At 39.1% G+C, this 15,466-nt stretch carries 16 protein-coding genes; 15 read left to right on the top strand and 1 reads right to left on the bottom strand.

Going from position 1 to position 15,466, the window contains the following annotated elements; genetic code table 11:
• Nucleotides 1-2 precede the first annotated feature (2 nt).
• The 10 genes from ABIN22_RS10890 (at nt 3) to ABIN22_RS10935 (ending at nt 10,620) form a co-directional block, all read left to right on the top strand.
• Nucleotides 3-743, top strand: a complete 741-nt coding sequence (locus tag ABIN22_RS10890; RefSeq protein ID WP_346908565.1) for a GHKL domain-containing protein — start codon at nt 3-5, stop codon at nt 741-743.
• Between the two features lie 126 nt (nt 744-869).
• Nucleotides 870-1,319, top strand: coding sequence for a hypothetical protein (locus ABIN22_RS10895; protein WP_346908567.1), 450 nt, complete (start codon nt 870-872; stop codon nt 1,317-1,319).
• Between the two features lie 85 nt (nt 1,320-1,404).
• Nucleotides 1,405-1,662, top strand: coding sequence for a hypothetical protein (locus tag ABIN22_RS10900; RefSeq protein WP_346908569.1), 258 nt, complete (start codon nt 1,405-1,407; stop codon nt 1,660-1,662).
• A 4-nt stretch (nt 1,663-1,666) separates the two neighbouring features.
• Nucleotides 1,667-5,074 carry an FtsK/SpoIIIE domain-containing protein gene (locus ABIN22_RS10905; RefSeq protein WP_346908571.1) on the top strand — a complete coding sequence of 1,136 codons (3,408 nt, stop codon included), beginning with the start codon at nt 1,667-1,669 and terminating at the stop codon, nt 5,072-5,074.
• 18 nt (nt 5,075-5,092) lie between these two features.
• The gene (locus tag ABIN22_RS10910) at nt 5,093-5,368 is read left to right on the top strand and encodes a hypothetical protein (RefSeq protein ID WP_346908573.1); all 276 of its coding nucleotides are present in this window, start codon (nt 5,093-5,095) and stop codon (nt 5,366-5,368) included.
• A gap of 12 nt (nt 5,369-5,380) precedes the next feature.
• The gene (locus ABIN22_RS10915; RefSeq protein WP_346908575.1) at nt 5,381-5,704 is read left to right on the top strand and encodes a hypothetical protein; all 324 of its coding nucleotides are present in this window, start codon (nt 5,381-5,383) and stop codon (nt 5,702-5,704) included.
• 283 nt (nt 5,705-5,987) lie between these two features.
• Complete coding sequence (locus ABIN22_RS10920) at nt 5,988-7,307, top strand: radical SAM protein (protein WP_346908577.1); 1,320 nt, start codon at nt 5,988-5,990, stop codon at nt 7,305-7,307.
• Between the two features lie 15 nt (nt 7,308-7,322).
• Complete coding sequence (locus ABIN22_RS10925) at nt 7,323-8,843, top strand: radical SAM/SPASM domain-containing protein (RefSeq protein WP_346908579.1); 1,521 nt, start codon at nt 7,323-7,325, stop codon at nt 8,841-8,843.
• Nucleotides 8,844-9,887 carry a hypothetical protein gene (locus ABIN22_RS10930; RefSeq protein WP_346908581.1) on the top strand — a complete coding sequence of 348 codons (1,044 nt, stop codon included), beginning with the start codon at nt 8,844-8,846 and terminating at the stop codon, nt 9,885-9,887.
• Nucleotides 9,874-10,620, top strand: coding sequence for an aldo/keto reductase (locus ABIN22_RS10935; RefSeq protein ID WP_346908583.1), 747 nt, complete (start codon nt 9,874-9,876; stop codon nt 10,618-10,620). The genes ABIN22_RS10930 and ABIN22_RS10935 overlap by 14 nt, the downstream gene beginning before the upstream one ends.
• 121 nt (nt 10,621-10,741) lie before the next feature.
• Here the strand turns inward: ABIN22_RS10935 and ABIN22_RS10940 are convergent, their stop codons facing one another.
• Nucleotides 10,742-11,110 (bottom strand): helix-turn-helix domain-containing protein, encoded by a 369-nt coding sequence (locus ABIN22_RS10940; protein ID WP_118618300.1) that lies wholly within the window; start codon nt 11,108-11,110, stop codon nt 10,742-10,744.
• A gap of 209 nt (nt 11,111-11,319) precedes the next feature.
• On the opposite strand from ABIN22_RS10940, the gene ABIN22_RS10945 reads away from it, so the two are divergent.
• From ABIN22_RS10945 to ABIN22_RS10965, 5 genes are all read left to right on the top strand, one after another.
• On the top strand, nt 11,320-12,087 hold the full coding sequence (locus ABIN22_RS10945) for a Uma2 family endonuclease (protein WP_346908585.1): 768 nt from the start codon (nt 11,320-11,322) through the stop codon (nt 12,085-12,087).
• A 1-nt stretch (nt 12,088) separates the two neighbouring features.
• On the top strand, nt 12,089-12,430 hold the full coding sequence (locus ABIN22_RS10950) for an arsenate reductase family protein (protein ID WP_346908587.1): 342 nt from the start codon (nt 12,089-12,091) through the stop codon (nt 12,428-12,430).
• 96 nt (nt 12,431-12,526) lie between these two features.
• Complete coding sequence (locus ABIN22_RS10955; protein WP_346908589.1) at nt 12,527-13,099, top strand: helix-turn-helix domain-containing protein; 573 nt, start codon at nt 12,527-12,529, stop codon at nt 13,097-13,099.
• Nucleotides 13,100-13,262: 163 nt separating this feature from the next.
• The gene (locus ABIN22_RS10960; RefSeq protein ID WP_346908591.1) at nt 13,263-14,606 is read left to right on the top strand and encodes an MATE family efflux transporter; all 1,344 of its coding nucleotides are present in this window, start codon (nt 13,263-13,265) and stop codon (nt 14,604-14,606) included.
• A gap of 99 nt (nt 14,607-14,705) precedes the next feature.
• Complete coding sequence (locus ABIN22_RS10965; protein WP_346908593.1) at nt 14,706-15,455, top strand: ABC transporter ATP-binding protein; 750 nt, start codon at nt 14,706-14,708, stop codon at nt 15,453-15,455.
• The last annotated feature ends 11 nt before the right edge of the window (nt 15,456-15,466 follow it).

The following is a 15,466-nucleotide window of genomic DNA, read 5'->3' on the forward strand; positions in this document are numbered from 1 at the left end:
GGATGGCAGTTTTTATAGGGTTTTTAGTAGTTTTATTTGTGGCACTGATTATTGTGTTTAAGGTCATGCAGACCAGAGAGCTGGAGCAGGCGAATCATCTGATGCAGATGTATATGCTTTCCATGCAGGAATTCTACAGTGCAATACAAAACCGGATTGAAGCAACCAGACGCTACAGGCATGATCTGGCAAAGCATATCCAGACATTGGAGCATCTTCTGGAGAAGCACGGAGAGGCACAGGAAATGCAGGAATATATGGCGGATCTGCAGGAACGTTATTCAAAGCTGAAGAAGGAACAATATTGTACGGATGAAATTATAAATTCCATCATTTCGATCAAAAAACAGCAATGTGAGAAGAAGTTAATCCCTCTTAAGATTCATATAGAGGATGCATATTACGGGGATGTACGGGAGGTAGATATGGTCGGTCTTCTGCATAATCTTCTGGACAATGCAATTGAGGCCAATGAGCGTATCGATGGACAGAAACAACGTGGGATAACATTTTCAATGGGAAGGAAGGGTGACGGTATTTGGATTGAAGTCTCTAACCGGATATGTCCGGGTGAGAAGGTGACCTTTATGACGAAAAAGGAAGAGAAGGATGAACATGGTATCGGGACAAAGATTATAGAATCGCTTGTGGTCAAATATAACGGGAAGAAAAAGATTACAATAGATGAGAAGGCACATATCTTTTGTAAAAAAATTGATCTTCTGCCGGACAAAGTAAAATAGCAGGAGTGCAGAATATTACAAAATATGTGCAGTTTTTGCAGAGGGCCAATCTGGGCTGGTATTTTTTGATATAATTCAACTGCAGAGTTATTGCGTTAAAAATACTGGCTTTAGGAGGAAAGAGAAATGTTTGATTACAACAGAATGAGGTCCATACTTGAGAATGAGTTTACGCCATGCGGGCAGGTGACTCTGGAGGCATTAACACCGAGTATTGTTCAGAAATTTCAAATGGCGGGTATACCGGTAGCTACAAAATCAGATTCTATAAAATCAGGATTACTGGCCAAGGATCCCTGTGTGGTTGTATATAATCCACAGAATCTGAATTACCATACGATTGTGCTGGTGATCAGAACTATAAATACCGGACGTGTTATTTCTGTATATTCAGCGGGAAGTGCAGCAGGACAGCATATTGGCGGGGGGATTTTAAATGTGGAACATCAGTCTAATAAGCTGAAAGGAATGCTTAAGTCGAGTAAACAGAAGGAAGCTGAAGAGGATGAGTATAACAGCAGGGCTTTTGGATGTATATTCAGTGCGCTGGCTTCACATGGAATTTATGCAAGATAACATGCAAATGACGGTGCTGTACATATTTGATGTGCAGCTCCTTTACTATGGAAAATTTCGAAGTGAAAATGGGGTGTAAACAGAGATGGGGACAATAGAACGAGAAATCAGAGACTGGTTCATAGAAGCAGAGGATCTTGGGAAAATCGGATGTGCCCTGGGTGATTCGGTAAACGATATGCAGCGTAAAAAGCTGTCTTTGTCCATTACACGCGAGGTGATGACCCAATGCCGGGAAATCAGTGATATTGCAAAGGATTTGCAGCGAAGCATGGAGGCACTTACAGAGTTTACGGATGAAGAAAACGAAGAGCTCCAAAAGATAAAAAAGTATCCGGGGTGATGAGATGGCAGAATACTACTTTATAGATTTAAGAAAGCGTTATATTGAAATCAGTAAAAAGCTGCATGAATATAATTCTATGGGTCAGAAGCTTGATGAGAAGATAAAAAAGATTGAAGATGAAACAAACGAAAGGCTGTCGGCGTATCGTGACCAGCATGATACGCTGGCTGATAATGTGATCGACAAGAAACAGGAATATCTGGCCACCAGCCTTGCGTATGCGGAAGAAGTGATAAACGATATTTATAATCTACAGTTGTACTTTGATAAACAGATATCAGGCTCAAACACATTTCAGGAGGAAGGAAAACGCCGGGCAGGCGTGACCAGAATACCCTACTCTCAGGATATTCAGGAGAATATCAATATTCTGGAGCAGCTAAACGTACAGATATCCTCAAAAATAGCAGAATGCACACGGGATTGTGGAATTATAGGATTTGGGAAGAAACTGGCTGGTTATAACAACAGTGTATATGTAGATACATACTATCTGATTTACCAGGCATATCAATTTTTTGATGGCCTGAAGGATCATTTCCGCACATTATTGTCAAACGAGCATGACAAGATGGCTATGGACAGGAATCAGTTCCATGATACTGTCTGTGCTGAGGCGGATGCAAAAGTGGCTGAACTTGATAGTGAATATGACAAAGAAAGAGAACAGTGGAGACGGGGATTTGACCAGTTCCTTGACAGTATATTACCGGTTTACTATCTAGAGGATTTGGAACAGACGTATAACAAGGCTGTTCAGACATCGGCAGAAATGGCGGAAAATCAGGTTCACAGGTATATTCCTTTAGGAAAATTATGCTTTTATATTGGCGGCATAAAGGATTGGACTGAGCTGTATCATATGTTTGAACAGAAATATGGAAGATTCATACAAAATGACTATATATGTGCATATGCAGTATGGAATGTGTCAGAAAGCAGGAATTTTATTTTTGCTAACTACGGGCAGAATAGCCGGTTTTGTGACGAGATTGAGTCCATGATATGTAAAGGTATTAAGGTAGCACCCGCTGGTGACTTTTGCTTTACCATGTGTAACGCTTCAGGGCTTATTGATACATATAAGGACCTATCCAACTTTATAGTCGAGTTTCCCCAAATATCAGGCGGCAGAGTCCTGACAAATAAAAGCGAAATTTCAGAAGTTCTGGAGAAGTATATAATACTGATGGATGACATTCTTCAGCGCCAGCTCATAGGTTACAGCAGCTTTGAACAATTCAACCAGAAGAATCCGAATCAGAAAATACCATACCGTTGTCTGTGTATTACAGGTTTCCCAGCGAATTTTGATGAGGCAATGCTGGAACGGCTCCTTCGCCTTTTGAAACAGGGGGATAAGGCCGGAATACAGATTTTACTCCAGTATGACAATAAATATTATCAGAAAGAAGCTGGGAGTACGTGGAAGAACTATGTGAATGAGATTATGAATGTGGAAGAAGATTTTCAGGAAAAGGACTACTTCTGGAGAAATCAGTTCTATCCGCTTATAGATCTGGTATTTACACGGTGTGCTTTTCGTATAGAGAATCATAATCTTTTTGATGAATTCAGAGAAAAATACCATAAAGAAATAAATAAGGCCCTTGGCCTTTCAGAACTGCTCGACAGACAGGAGTGGTTCCGGGGGTTCAGCGGGGATATGTTGAAAATACCGATTGGATTGAACGAGTATGGCCAGACACAGTACTTTGAGATGGGGGATTCTGTGGCAAACGGGACCTCACATTATGCAATAATTGCAGGGCCTACCGGTTCTGGTAAATCCACACTTCTTCATACGCTGATCATGAACTGCCTTCTTTCTTATAGTCCGGAGGAAGTGCAGCTTTATCTGATGGACTTTAAAGAAGGAACAGAGTTCAAAATATACAGAGAGAAGAAGATTCCGCATATCCGCTGTATTGCACTTGATGCGATGCAGGAATTCGGGGAGAGTATTCTCAATAAGCTGTGGACTATTCTAGAAGAGAGAAATGAACAGTTTATGGAAGTGTCCCAGAGAGGTCGTGAGATTAAGAATATCAGCGATTACCGCAAGGCAGGCTATCATATGCCGCGTATACTTGTAGTTCTCGATGAGTTTCAGGTACTCTTTGACAGGGACCACAACAAAAAGGCTGCAGACAGGGCTGCTTCAAGGATGTCGGACTTCATCTCAAAAGGCAGGGTTTACGGGATTCATTTTATCTTTGCAACACAGACTATGCATAAGATATTAGAGGGCGGTTCGGCCATCAGCAGGGCGACTCTGGAAGAGATGCATATCAGGATAGGCCTGCAGTGTCAGCCCAAGGAGATGGAATTGCTCTTTGGGGAGCAGAATTTTAAGGAATGTCAGAAAAAGGTTTCTGCTAAAAAAGGTTCAGCAATCTATCTTGAAAACGATATCGTATCCCAGCCAATAGGAATGCAGGTGGCTTATGCAGATCCCAAGGAGCAGCAAAAGCTTCTGGAAGAAATTGAAAGACACTTTGCAGACCGGGAGTTTGAGCCGGCTGTTGTATTCAGAGGAAAGGATGAGTGCAGTTTTCCATATGTTGACTTTTTACAGAAGCCGGATGAACAGACATCCATATATTTAGGTGAGCCTATCGGAATTGATGACCCTGTCCGTATCAGCCTTTCAAAGAAAAAGCGAAGCAATCTTCTGGCCGTGGGTGAGATACAGCCTGTGCTAAACCGCATTGGTGTTCTGTGGACATGGCAGGCAGCTATGATGAATAAAGCTTATGGGGGGACAGCGGTATATTTGTTTGACGGGGCACAGATGATTGATGAGAAGCCCCTACTCAGTGAACGGATGCAGGAAGAATGTGGAAACACAGTTAGGATAATCGACAATGTATTCCGCGTGATTCCGGCGGTTAATGAATTGTATGAGATCTTTGAAGGCCGTAAAAAGCGCATGGTGCAGGGGATCAAAGAGGTTCAGGATGAACAAAAAATACATATGATTGTCAGCAATTACCAGTGGATAGAACCTATGATGAGGCTGATGGAAAAACGGAGTGTATCTGAGTTTGAACCCGAGCGGGAGACAGCTGAACAAAATACGCTTGACGGCCTGATGTCAATGCTGAACGATAGCGGTGGTAAAAAAGGAACAGGGACTGTACAGAAGCTCCATATTTTACTGGAAAGCGGGTATCTGTGCGGAATCCAGACGCTATTTACTTGTTCAGATTTTACAGTTGTCAAAAAGGTTACATCGGCAGATCTGGCACCATTTACTAACCGTATATTATTAAAAACGGTGTCATCTGCGGCATATATGCTGGTTGATTCAGATATTAATATGAAAAACATAAGACAAAATACGGCATTGTTTAGTGATGGCGTGAATCAGCCGTATTTGTTTAAACCATACATACTGGAGAGATAATAGAAAGAAGGTTAAGATATGAGTGGAAACAGTAGTTCTGTCGATGCTATGGACGATATGATTAAAATGTTGACAGGGTTCCAGGAAAAGCAGCAGGAGATGGGGAATCAGCTGAAGCGGGAATACGACATTGTGGGATCGGAGTGGGATGATGCACAGTATAAAAATCTGGAAAATGTAATGTGTGATATCTATACAACGCTGAATGCCAGTTATGTACAGGTGTCCGAATGTATCACGAAGATACAGCTCTTAAAAAGAGCGCTGGAAGAGTATCTGCGTGTCCGGATTTAAGAGGAGGACGTCATGAGTTCTTTTGTGGATACGGATACAGAGCCTTTATATAGGCTGAAAAACCAGCTTGAGCGGTTTCGTGAACAGACGGAATACATGCAAATGTTCACTGGGGCGGAGTTGGATGAGTTTGAAAGAGAGATAGGTCAGCAGTCTGGCGGGCGCAAGGAGGATGACGACTTCCGCGCCCTGTGGGGCCGGTATGAAAACTGTCGGGAGCTTTTTCAGGAGCGGGTTGACAGACTGCTGAAGCATGAAATTGTGAATCGCGAAGGGGAACGGAACATTTATACGTTGATCTCTATTCTGGAAACATATTTTGACAATCTGATTTAAAATAATTGATATATAAGGCATTATTTTAATATAGCCCTTTTATATAAAAAATGAGAGAGGAGAATATGCTATGAAGATCACAGTTAAAGTTGTAAAGGCTGCTTCTGAGAAAAAGAATGTGCTTTGTTGCACATGTGGAATTATCAGCTAATATAAAGCTGTAATTCCACTCAAACGGGGGGAACACACCCTCCGTTTGAGGAGTGGTGTAGTTAATTTCCTCAAATATTTTAACTTTAAATTATAACATTTAGTTTTTTATATCAAAGAGGATGGTTAAAATATGACTAAATTATCGAAATATGTTAGGGCTATAGATTATCATGACGATTTAGCTCTTTATAATACTATAAACCATGCAGTAATTCAGCTTCCCAGAGAGGCTGTTAAGGATGGGGTCATTGTTGCTGACCTGGATGAAGATTCGTTAAAGGTTCTTCATGAATCATGTTTCTTGGATGAGACCGATCAGAGTGTTGAAAGTAACCTTTCATCTTTTTTAATAAACGAAAAAAAACTGTTTATCAGCTTAGAACTTAACCTTAGTTGTAATCTTCGGTGTCCATATTGTTATCAGGCAGGAACGCATGATGGCAAAATAATAGAAGATAGTACGATAGACAAACTTACAGATTATGTTCATAAGGTGTATGAAAAGACCTCGTTTGAGGATTTATACGTTAAAATTTTGGGCGGAGAACCTACCCTGGTTTGGAATAAATTTATGAAAGTTTATAATTCACTTATGAGCTTTTGTAAATCAATGAATGTTCGTTTTCATGTTCTCGTTGATACTAATGGTACATTAATTGATGGACTGCTTACTTTGAATGGATATGATAGTCTTTTGCTAACGGTTCCTCTTTCATATAAAAAATGTCATGATAAAGTCAGGTTTGATTCAAAAGGGAATGGTACATATGATGCAATCGTTGAAAATATTAATGTTTTCCATATGAAAAAGCCAAAAACAAAAATAGTTATTAGGTACAACATAGACGATAATAATTGGAGTCATTTTAAAGAGTTCCTCGATGATATTGGTGAAAAATTGACTTTTAAACCACTGGTAAGTGTTAATTACACAGCAGAACTAAATGATTCTCGTGATTTTAAGAATAAGATGACTTATCTTGACTTTGTTGAATGGTGTAGCACGAAGGCTATAGACGATTTGGTCTCATCTGAAATACCAGTAACGATTTCACCCATCGTTTCCATTGAAGAGTGTCAATTTCGATCAAAATACAGTTTAAAATTATTTTCCGATGGTACTGTTGGAAGTTGTGCTATGTCTTTTTTTGATCATGATCGCCTTTCAATAGAAGAAATAGTCACAAATTTTTCAAAGAAAAATATTTTTTCTGCAAAAAAAGAGAAGCAGACAATTATTGCAGACTCACAATGTATGAGTTGTGCGGATATTTTTATCTGTGGCGGAACAAGCAAGTTGCCGTGTATTAAGGCACTAAATCCAAATCTATGCAATGAGAAGCGCTTTAGCGTTGATTTAAATAAATTTATTCAAAAGTATTTATCTTGTGTAGAAAATGGAACAAGAGACTTGTTTGTTGTATTCGAAAACGGAGAATCTTACAGATAATTAAGGAGGGTTTAAATGAAAATTGTTAGAGGAAATACCCTGCCAGATTACTCTCTGTTAAGTATGAATGCGGGAAGTGCTGAAATTGATGGATACCAGCATCATGAAAAATGGCAATATAAACCAATCATGGGGGTAAATGTTGAGGATATATTAGGTGAAGATATCTTGAATATTTCTTCAGATGATTTTGAACGTGCATTAAAAAGAATTTCTGATTCCAAGCTTTTACCTTCATTGTTTAATCTTGAAAGAACATTTGATGATTCTACAACAGTTCTTATTAATACAATGACAGAGGCAGTCGCATTATTGAATCAAGAAGAATATAAAAAATATAAGACGATTTCTTTGGCTCCAGATTATCACGATAAAACTATTGTGCAGCTTTTTCTTCTCGGCCTTTTAACAAAAGCTGATGATAGCGAATTATTTAAATTAGACGTCATTCGAAATCGTTCTGCCTTTGCTTCAAGTGATGCGATTAACATTACAATATATCCAACTCAAGAGTGTAATGCACGTTGTTTTTACTGTTTTGAAAATGGAGAGAACCGTAAACCTATGACATATGAAACTGCAGAAAAAGTAGTGGAATATATTACTGGAAATGTAACTGTCTCTGATGAAGTCGTTTTTAGATGGTTTGGAGGAGAACCTCTTGTAGGAGATCATATTATCGACTATATTACTGCTAATGTTGATAAGCATTTTAATGGAGGACTGAAGTTCAGTTCAATCATAACCACAAATGGTTTTAACATTTCAGACGACCTTATAAAAAAAGCCAAGGAGAAGTGGCATGCAAAAAAATTCCATGTAACAATTGATGGCTATGGTTCTGAACATGATCGACGAAAGAACTATTATGACAAGAGTGTCAATGCATATCAAAAACTTCTGTCAGATATATCGAAGCTTATTTCAGCAGGAATCTTTGTCGTCTGTAGATTTAACCTTGACAAAAAGAATATTAACCAGCTAGATGATATTTTAAATGATTTGAAACAATTTAAGGACAGTGATTTGTTCTACATCCACACAACGACCCTTAGACGCCCACCACATGCTCCACTTGAGGACTATATTTTGGCGCAAGATTATGACTGGGCATATGATATGATTTGGCGAAAAATGTATGCTTACGGATTTTATAAAGGGATTAAGCATATTCTTCCTTTGAGGTTGCGTGGTAATTGTCTTGCTTGTGTTATGAATGAGGTTCTAATTAATTCAGAAGGTAATCTTTTCAAGTGTTTACAGCATACTACAGAAGAATCTCATAAAGTGGGGGATTGCACCACAGGTGTTGTGTTCAATCAGAACTATCTGGACTGGCTTGATGTATCTATCAAACGTCCTCAGTGTCAAAAGTGCGCTTATCTCCCAATGTGCTCTGGAGGCTGTAAACAGTATTGGTATGAAAACAGGCCGGAAATCTCTCCTTGTGCAAGAGAAAAAACATATTTCAATACATTAACCGAGTTAATTCACGAATGGGTAACATGTGGTGAGATAAAAATGAGGAGTAAGTAAATGAATGTTAAATTAAAAGAGGACAAATTTCATATTCGTGTATTTTTTGCCCCTTGCTCCTGTCATTGTCGTTTCTGTTGCTTGGGGGACTATCCGAAAAATAGGCAAGTATCATTTGAAGACTATTCGAAGGTTATGAAAAAATATGTCAGAGTTGTTGATAGATATGGAATGCGTTTGCGTTCTTTCGTATATAACTGTCCAGAACATTCTTATGTCAAAGAGCAGATACAACTTTATGATTCACTTCCAATGGAAAGATCTGAATATGTTCAGCTTGACTTAAATGGTACAAAAATCAAGTCAGCAGAGGAAGTAACTAGATGGTTTGACGTGCTACAGGATGCAGGCGTGAAAAAAGTGGCTTTTTCTTGGTTCGGAAATGAAGCAACACAGGATCAATTCGTTAATCGAAAAGGTTACTTTGATTATCTTTATTTATGTGCAGCTGAAGCAAAACGTAGAAATATTCCTGTAATAAGCAAAGTCTTTCTTCACAAAGGAATTCTTAGAGAAATTGATACTCTTATTACCAGCTTGAAAGAGTTCAGCACTACAATTAACTGTGCTTTTATGGAGTATAGTGGTAATGCTAAAAGAATGGAAAGTGAATTTTTAACTGTTGATGATTACAATTCTTTATCTGACAGCACTAAAAAACTCATTAGTGAACCATACCGGGGAAAATTTAAAACAGAACAAGAATGGATTACACTAGCACAAAAAGGTGCCTTCCCCAAATTCAATATTGTAGATTATGTTCTCTATATAGACTCGTCTAATATTCAATATATCCTGGAAAGTGAAGTAGATGATATCATTCGAGAATTTAGAAATATGAATGACAAGTTTCAAAGCTCTTTTGGGGAAATTAGTGAATTGGCAGTGGAATTTGGAAATAAAGATTGCTATATTCTGTATGAATGCCGTGATATCCTGCGAAAATGGCTGGATCAATATTTTGAAAAGGAATCACTTGATGAATCACAGCTTTTTAGTTTTACTCATAACTGTGTAGAGTGGAAAGTATATGAAAGACTATAAACACTATATCGGCACTATTATTACACATAGTGGCAGAGAATATCCAGATTTTGCATTAGGCACATACTTGCGTACCGAGGATGAAATTTTAGAGCTTCTAAAAGTATATCCCTATGATAAGCTAATGATTGATACAGCATATAGGTATAACAATGAGCAGGCAGTTTCCAGTGCTGTTATAAAAAGCGGTTATCCACAAAATCAAATAGTTTATATAGGGAAAATAAACACGGGTCAACAAGAAAGCGGTAATACTGTACGGGAGGAATTTGAAGGTACATTGCATCGGCTGCGTATTCCTAAAATTAATATTTATATGATTCATTCTAGTAGGAGTTCTAAATATTGTAAAACTTGGATAGAAATGATTAAACTTCAAAATGAAGGACTAATTGATTCTATAGGAGTATCAAATTTTGGTATTGCTGCTATAGAAAAAATATATAATCAATCTGGCGTATACCCAGAAATTAACCAGATTGTATTTCCTCAGAATGCTTCAGAAAGAGATATGTACGATGTGCAAAAGATTATTGAGTATTGTCAAGATAAGGGAATTAGTGTTCAGGCTGCCATGCCATTTGGTGGAAGCAAAAGGAGTAATGAGTTGTCTGAATTGCAGCGATTAGTAATATTAAAACAATTGCGAAGCCAAGATTTGACGTGTGTTTTTGGAACTAAAAACATCCAACATTTATGTCAAAATATATCTTGGATTGAATTTGGAAGGTGATATCATGTTTAAGAAAACTATAAGTGCAGAGGAATACAAAGGAGAACTCAAGAGGTATATTTATGAAGAATTGGCTGGAGAAACAGAAATAACTGCTGACTCCAGCTGTTTTTTAGTAATTTTACATATCTTTTATAAATTTCAAAATCTTTATCATCTTATCCTGCTCCTCCACAGAAAACTGATGCACAATATTCAAAAGCTCGGCATCCCGGGCTTCGGAGCGTTTTTTCTCGTCTGTATCAGCATCCCCGGTGTATTCCCCGGCATTTAAGATAGAATCCAGAGTTACATTGCATAGTTTTGCGTAATATAAAAGAACGCGAAGATTTAATTTAGCACGGTTATTTTCGATATTGCTGATAAATGATACCGTACAGCCAAGGTCATTGGCTATTTGTTCCTGCGTATAAGAATGCTTTGTCCTGAGCCGTTTCAATTCCATTCCCACTTTACTCAAATCCTGCTGTTCCATTGCTTTCACTCCCATCTATATTACAGTTTATCTGCTCCGGATACGTTTGGCAGTATGAACCGTAATTGATTTATACTAATAAGTATATTTTAGTATACTTAACAGTTGAAAACAACCAGTTTATTTAGTATAATAAAATATACTTATCAGTATAGGGAGAAAAACTTGGGATGGAGATTCGGGAGATATTAGATTTATAAAGAAAAGATCAGGAGGTGAGCATTATGACTATTCAGGAAATGAAACAGTTGATGCAGGAGCGGGGATATACTTATGCCCAAATTGCAGATTTATCAGGTGTTCCGCTTGGAACGGTACAGAAGATTTTTAATGGGGAAACTAAAGGTTTAAGGTATGATATACTTACTGCACTTGAGGGGATATTTAAGGAACCGATGGCAGTGATGGAGAGCTGCGCGGCTTACGGGGAGGAAAAAAAGCCCGGTATGTATACCATAGAGGATTACCGCGCACTGCCGGAGGAGCAGAGAGTGGAGCTGATAGACGGATATTTTTATGATATGGCGGCACCTACGACCTTCCATCAGTTGATAGCAGGCGAGGTATACCGCCAGATTGCAAACTATATCATAGATCAGGGAGGTGCATGTACGCCGTTTATCTCTCCGATTGATGTCCAGCTTGATAATGATGAAAAGACCATGATTCAGCCGGATGTGATTATTGTGTGTAAGCCTGATCAGATTGAAAGGCGTAATATCATGGGAGCGCCTGATTTTGTTCTGGAGGTTATTTCACCGGGAACCAAGAGAAGGGACCATGTCGTCAAGTTATTTAAATATGAACAGGCAGGTGTCCGGGAATATTGGATTGCAGACCCCTATAAGAAGAGGGTACTGGTGTACTTTTTCCAGCGTGAAGCTTCCCCTGTGATTTATCCGATTGACGCGGACATTCCGGTAAATATCTATGAAGGAAAGCTGACGATTAAGTTTCAGCAGATTGCCAAATGGGGAGAGCAGGAGGATTAACATGAATATACAGATTTTTGGCACAAATAAATGTTTTGACACGAAGAAGGCCATGCGCTATTTCAAAGAACGGAATATAAAGTATCAGTTTATTGATATGAAAGAAAAAGGAATGAGTAAGGGCGAATACAATAGCGTAAAGCAGTCAGTAGGCGGACTGGATGCCATGCTGGATGAAAAATGCAAAGACAGGGACGCTCTGGCACTGATCAAATATATCGCAGACGAAGATAAAGATGAAAAGGTTTTGGAAAACCAGAAGGTGCTGAAGACGCCAATCGTCCGGAATGGTAAGCAGGCAACGGTAGGGTACTGCCCTGAGATTTGGAAAGTATGGAACTGAGCTGGATAACAAGAAAGAAGAAAATAGGCAAGACTGACTGTGTCAAAAGCTTGACAGATAGAGATATTAAGAATATAATTGAACAAAAGTTCAATTATGGAGGGCGAGATGGCGCAGGTATTAAAGGAAGATATAAATAAAAGAATACTAAAAGCTGCTCTGGAAGAATTCTATGAGAAGGGGTATAAATCAGCCGCTATGCGGAATATTGCACAGAAAGCTAAAATACCGGCGGGTCTCATTTATTCCTATTATAAAAATAAAGAGGCACTTTTTAATGCTGTTCTAAGTCCGGTCCGGTATGACTGGGAACGGGTATTGAATACAAAGGATGATACACATAATGAGGGTGAGATATATGGTCTGAGCCGGGCCGAGACAGATTGTTTGATTCAGTTGTTTGAACATAGGAAGGAATTTATCATCCTAATGGATAAAAGTGAGGGGACAAAATACGCACCGGAGAAAGAACGGTTTGTACTGGATATAGAAAGTCATTTAAACAGGCATCGCAGAGATGAAATTGCAGATGCAGTTTTTATCCATATTGTTGCAAGTAACTTTGCAGATGGCTTAATGCAAATTATGTATCATTATGAAGGAAAGGAATGGGCGATTATGATACTGCAAAAATTATCGAAAATGTATTTATCGGGAATTGGTCTGTAAGGCTGGTTCCTTTTTTTATTGAACAATATTGAATTAATGTTCAATATTGAGGTGGGAACACGATATGAAGCAATAGTGTGTGTTCACGTGGTTTAGATATTATCTGGCATAAGTGTTTTACCTTTTGCCGTTAATATAAATAAAATATCAGGAGGATATTATAATGAAAGAAGAATCAACAAGAATCAATTTATTACAAAAAGCGGATGTTTCAACTGCACTTATCAAATTGGGAATACCTACAATGATCGGCATGCTTATTTCTGCATTGTATAATGCCATTGATGCTTATTTTGTAGGCGGTCTGGGAATAAGCCAGATGGGCGCCGTGTCTGTAGTGTTTCCAATCGTCCAGATTGTTATTGGTTTGGGAATGATGTTTGGAGCGGGTGCATCTTCCTACATATCACGCCTGCTTGGAAAAGGGGATCAGGAACAGGCGGACCAAGTAGCATCTACAACACTTTTTTCAAGTATACTGGCAGGTGCCATAGTGATTGCAGGAATTCTTATCTTTCTGGATTCCGTACTTACTTCACTGGGAGCAACAGATACAATCTTACCCTATGCAGCGGCATATGCGCGGATTTATGTAACAGGTTCTATCATAAATGTATTCACAGTTACAATGAACAATCTGCTTACGGCACAGGGAGCAACAAAGTTTACAATGATAGCAATGCTTACGGGAAGCATTACGAATGTCATTCTGGACCCGGTTATGATTTACGGAATGAAATTAGGCATAGAGGGAGCGGCTATCGCTACTGTTATTTCCTTATGTATCAATATGCTGTTCTATATTGGATACATCGTAAAAAAACGAGGAGTTTTAAGAATTTCATTTAATAGGATTAAATTTTCTAAAACGATCTACGTGGAAATTCTGAAAATTGGCATACCTGTACTACTATTTCAACTTTTAGCCAGTGCTTCAATGGGGGCCATTAACATGTCGGCGAAACTGTATGGAGACTATGCAGTTGCGGCAATGGGAGCGGTTACCCGGATTATGACTGTAGTTACCTATGTAGTATTTGGATTTCTGAAAGGATTTCAGCCGTTTGCCGGATATAATTATGGGGCAGGGCAGTTTGGAAGATTAAAAAAATCCATTCACCTTTGTATGGTATGGTCTACCGGATTTTGTATCATTGCGGGAATTATACTTATTATTTTTTCAACACCAATCGTTTCCCTTTTCGGAACAGATACGCAGATGATCCGGCTGGCAGGTAAGGCACTTAAAATGAACGCAGTTATGTTTATGACGTTTGGCTTTCAAATGGTATATGCGTCATTGTATCTTGCAATTGGTAAAAGTCTGGTTGGAAGTTTGCTAAGTCTGGGCAGGCAGGGAATCTTTTTCTTTCCGTTAATTGTTTTCCTGCCCCGGATTCTGGGACTGGCAGGGGTGATCAGTGTTCAGCCGGTGGCAGACTTTTTTACTACAATAATCACTGTGTACTTTGCAATAAAAATAGATAAGCAGCTTATGATAGGTTAGGTTTTTCCAGCTAGGCTGTTAACATTGCCGGATTTACTCATTCGCTTCTTTCTCCACAGGAGTACAATACAGGTACCAAATGAAAAAGGAGAGGTTACTATGAGTATATTGTTAGAAGCGAAAGAGGTAACAAAAATTTATGCCAGGGCACAGCGCCCCAGCTTAAACAAGGTATCTTTTTGTATAGGCAGGGGCGAATTTATCGGTATTATGGGTGCATCCGGTTCCGGAAAGACTACCCTGCTCAATGTGCTTTCGACGATTGATACGCCTACAAGCGGAGAGATCCGGATAGACGGTGTAAATTTGAAGAAGCTCAATACGACAAGTGCCGCCGATTTCCGCAGAGACCATCTGGGTTTCATTTTTCAGGAATATTTCCTGCTTGACAGTCTTACGATCCGTGAAAATATATCTGTTCCACTCACTCTTCAAAAGCTGCCGCCAGAAAAAATCGAACATATGGTGCGAAGTCTGGCAGAAAGATTTGGAATCGCGTCACAACTGGGCAAATATCCCAATGAGCTGTCCGGAGGACAGAGGCAGAGGGCGTCAGCGGCAAGGGCTGTTGTAAAACATCCGCGCATCTTGTTTGCGGATGAGCCGACAGGCGCTCTGGATTCAAGTTCGGCTGCAGATCTGCTGGCTGCTTTGAAAGAAGCTAATGAGGAGCTTCATACGACCATATTGATGGTTACCCATGACGCTTACGCGGCAAGCTTTGCAAACCGTATTTTGATTTTCAAAGATGGCAGTATTATCAGGGAACTGCATAAACATAACGGCAGCAGGCATGAATTTTATGAGAAGATAACTGCAGAAAACGCAAAACTGGATACGGAAAGATAAGGGGGGCAGGA

The organism is Faecalicatena orotica (assembly GCF_905197545.1).
Taxonomy (GTDB): Bacteria; Bacillota; Clostridia; order Lachnospirales; family Lachnospiraceae; genus Faecalicatena_A; species Faecalicatena_A orotica.

Excerpts from the sequence above, each read along its gene's own strand:
- ABIN22_RS10890 (WP_346908565.1), top strand. The coding sequence starts at position 3 with ATGGCAGTTTTTATAGGGTTTTTAGTAGTTTTATTTGTGGCACTGATT.
- ABIN22_RS10895 (WP_346908567.1), top strand. The coding sequence starts at position 870 with ATGTTTGATTACAACAGAATGAGGTCCATACTTGAGAATGAGTTTACG.
- ABIN22_RS10900 (WP_346908569.1), top strand. The coding sequence starts at position 1,405 with ATGGGGACAATAGAACGAGAAATCAGAGACTGGTTCATAGAAGCAGAG.
- ABIN22_RS10905 (WP_346908571.1), top strand. The coding sequence starts at position 1,667 with ATGGCAGAATACTACTTTATAGATTTAAGAAAGCGTTATATTGAAATC.
- ABIN22_RS10910 (WP_346908573.1), top strand. The coding sequence starts at position 5,093 with ATGAGTGGAAACAGTAGTTCTGTCGATGCTATGGACGATATGATTAAA.
- ABIN22_RS10915 (WP_346908575.1), top strand. The coding sequence starts at position 5,381 with ATGAGTTCTTTTGTGGATACGGATACAGAGCCTTTATATAGGCTGAAA.
- ABIN22_RS10920 (WP_346908577.1), top strand. The coding sequence starts at position 5,988 with ATGACTAAATTATCGAAATATGTTAGGGCTATAGATTATCATGACGAT.
- ABIN22_RS10925 (WP_346908579.1), top strand. The coding sequence starts at position 7,323 with ATGAAAATTGTTAGAGGAAATACCCTGCCAGATTACTCTCTGTTAAGT.
- ABIN22_RS10930 (WP_346908581.1), top strand. The coding sequence starts at position 8,844 with ATGAATGTTAAATTAAAAGAGGACAAATTTCATATTCGTGTATTTTTT.
- ABIN22_RS10935 (WP_346908583.1), top strand. The coding sequence starts at position 9,874 with ATGAAAGACTATAAACACTATATCGGCACTATTATTACACATAGTGGC.
- ABIN22_RS10940 (WP_118618300.1), bottom strand. The coding sequence starts at position 11,110 with ATGGGAGTGAAAGCAATGGAACAGCAGGATTTGAGTAAAGTGGGAATG.
- ABIN22_RS10945 (WP_346908585.1), top strand. The coding sequence starts at position 11,320 with ATGACTATTCAGGAAATGAAACAGTTGATGCAGGAGCGGGGATATACT.
- ABIN22_RS10950 (WP_346908587.1), top strand. The coding sequence starts at position 12,089 with ATGAATATACAGATTTTTGGCACAAATAAATGTTTTGACACGAAGAAG.
- ABIN22_RS10955 (WP_346908589.1), top strand. The coding sequence starts at position 12,527 with ATGGAGGGCGAGATGGCGCAGGTATTAAAGGAAGATATAAATAAAAGA.
- ABIN22_RS10960 (WP_346908591.1), top strand. The coding sequence starts at position 13,263 with ATGAAAGAAGAATCAACAAGAATCAATTTATTACAAAAAGCGGATGTT.
- ABIN22_RS10965 (WP_346908593.1), top strand. The coding sequence starts at position 14,706 with ATGAGTATATTGTTAGAAGCGAAAGAGGTAACAAAAATTTATGCCAGG.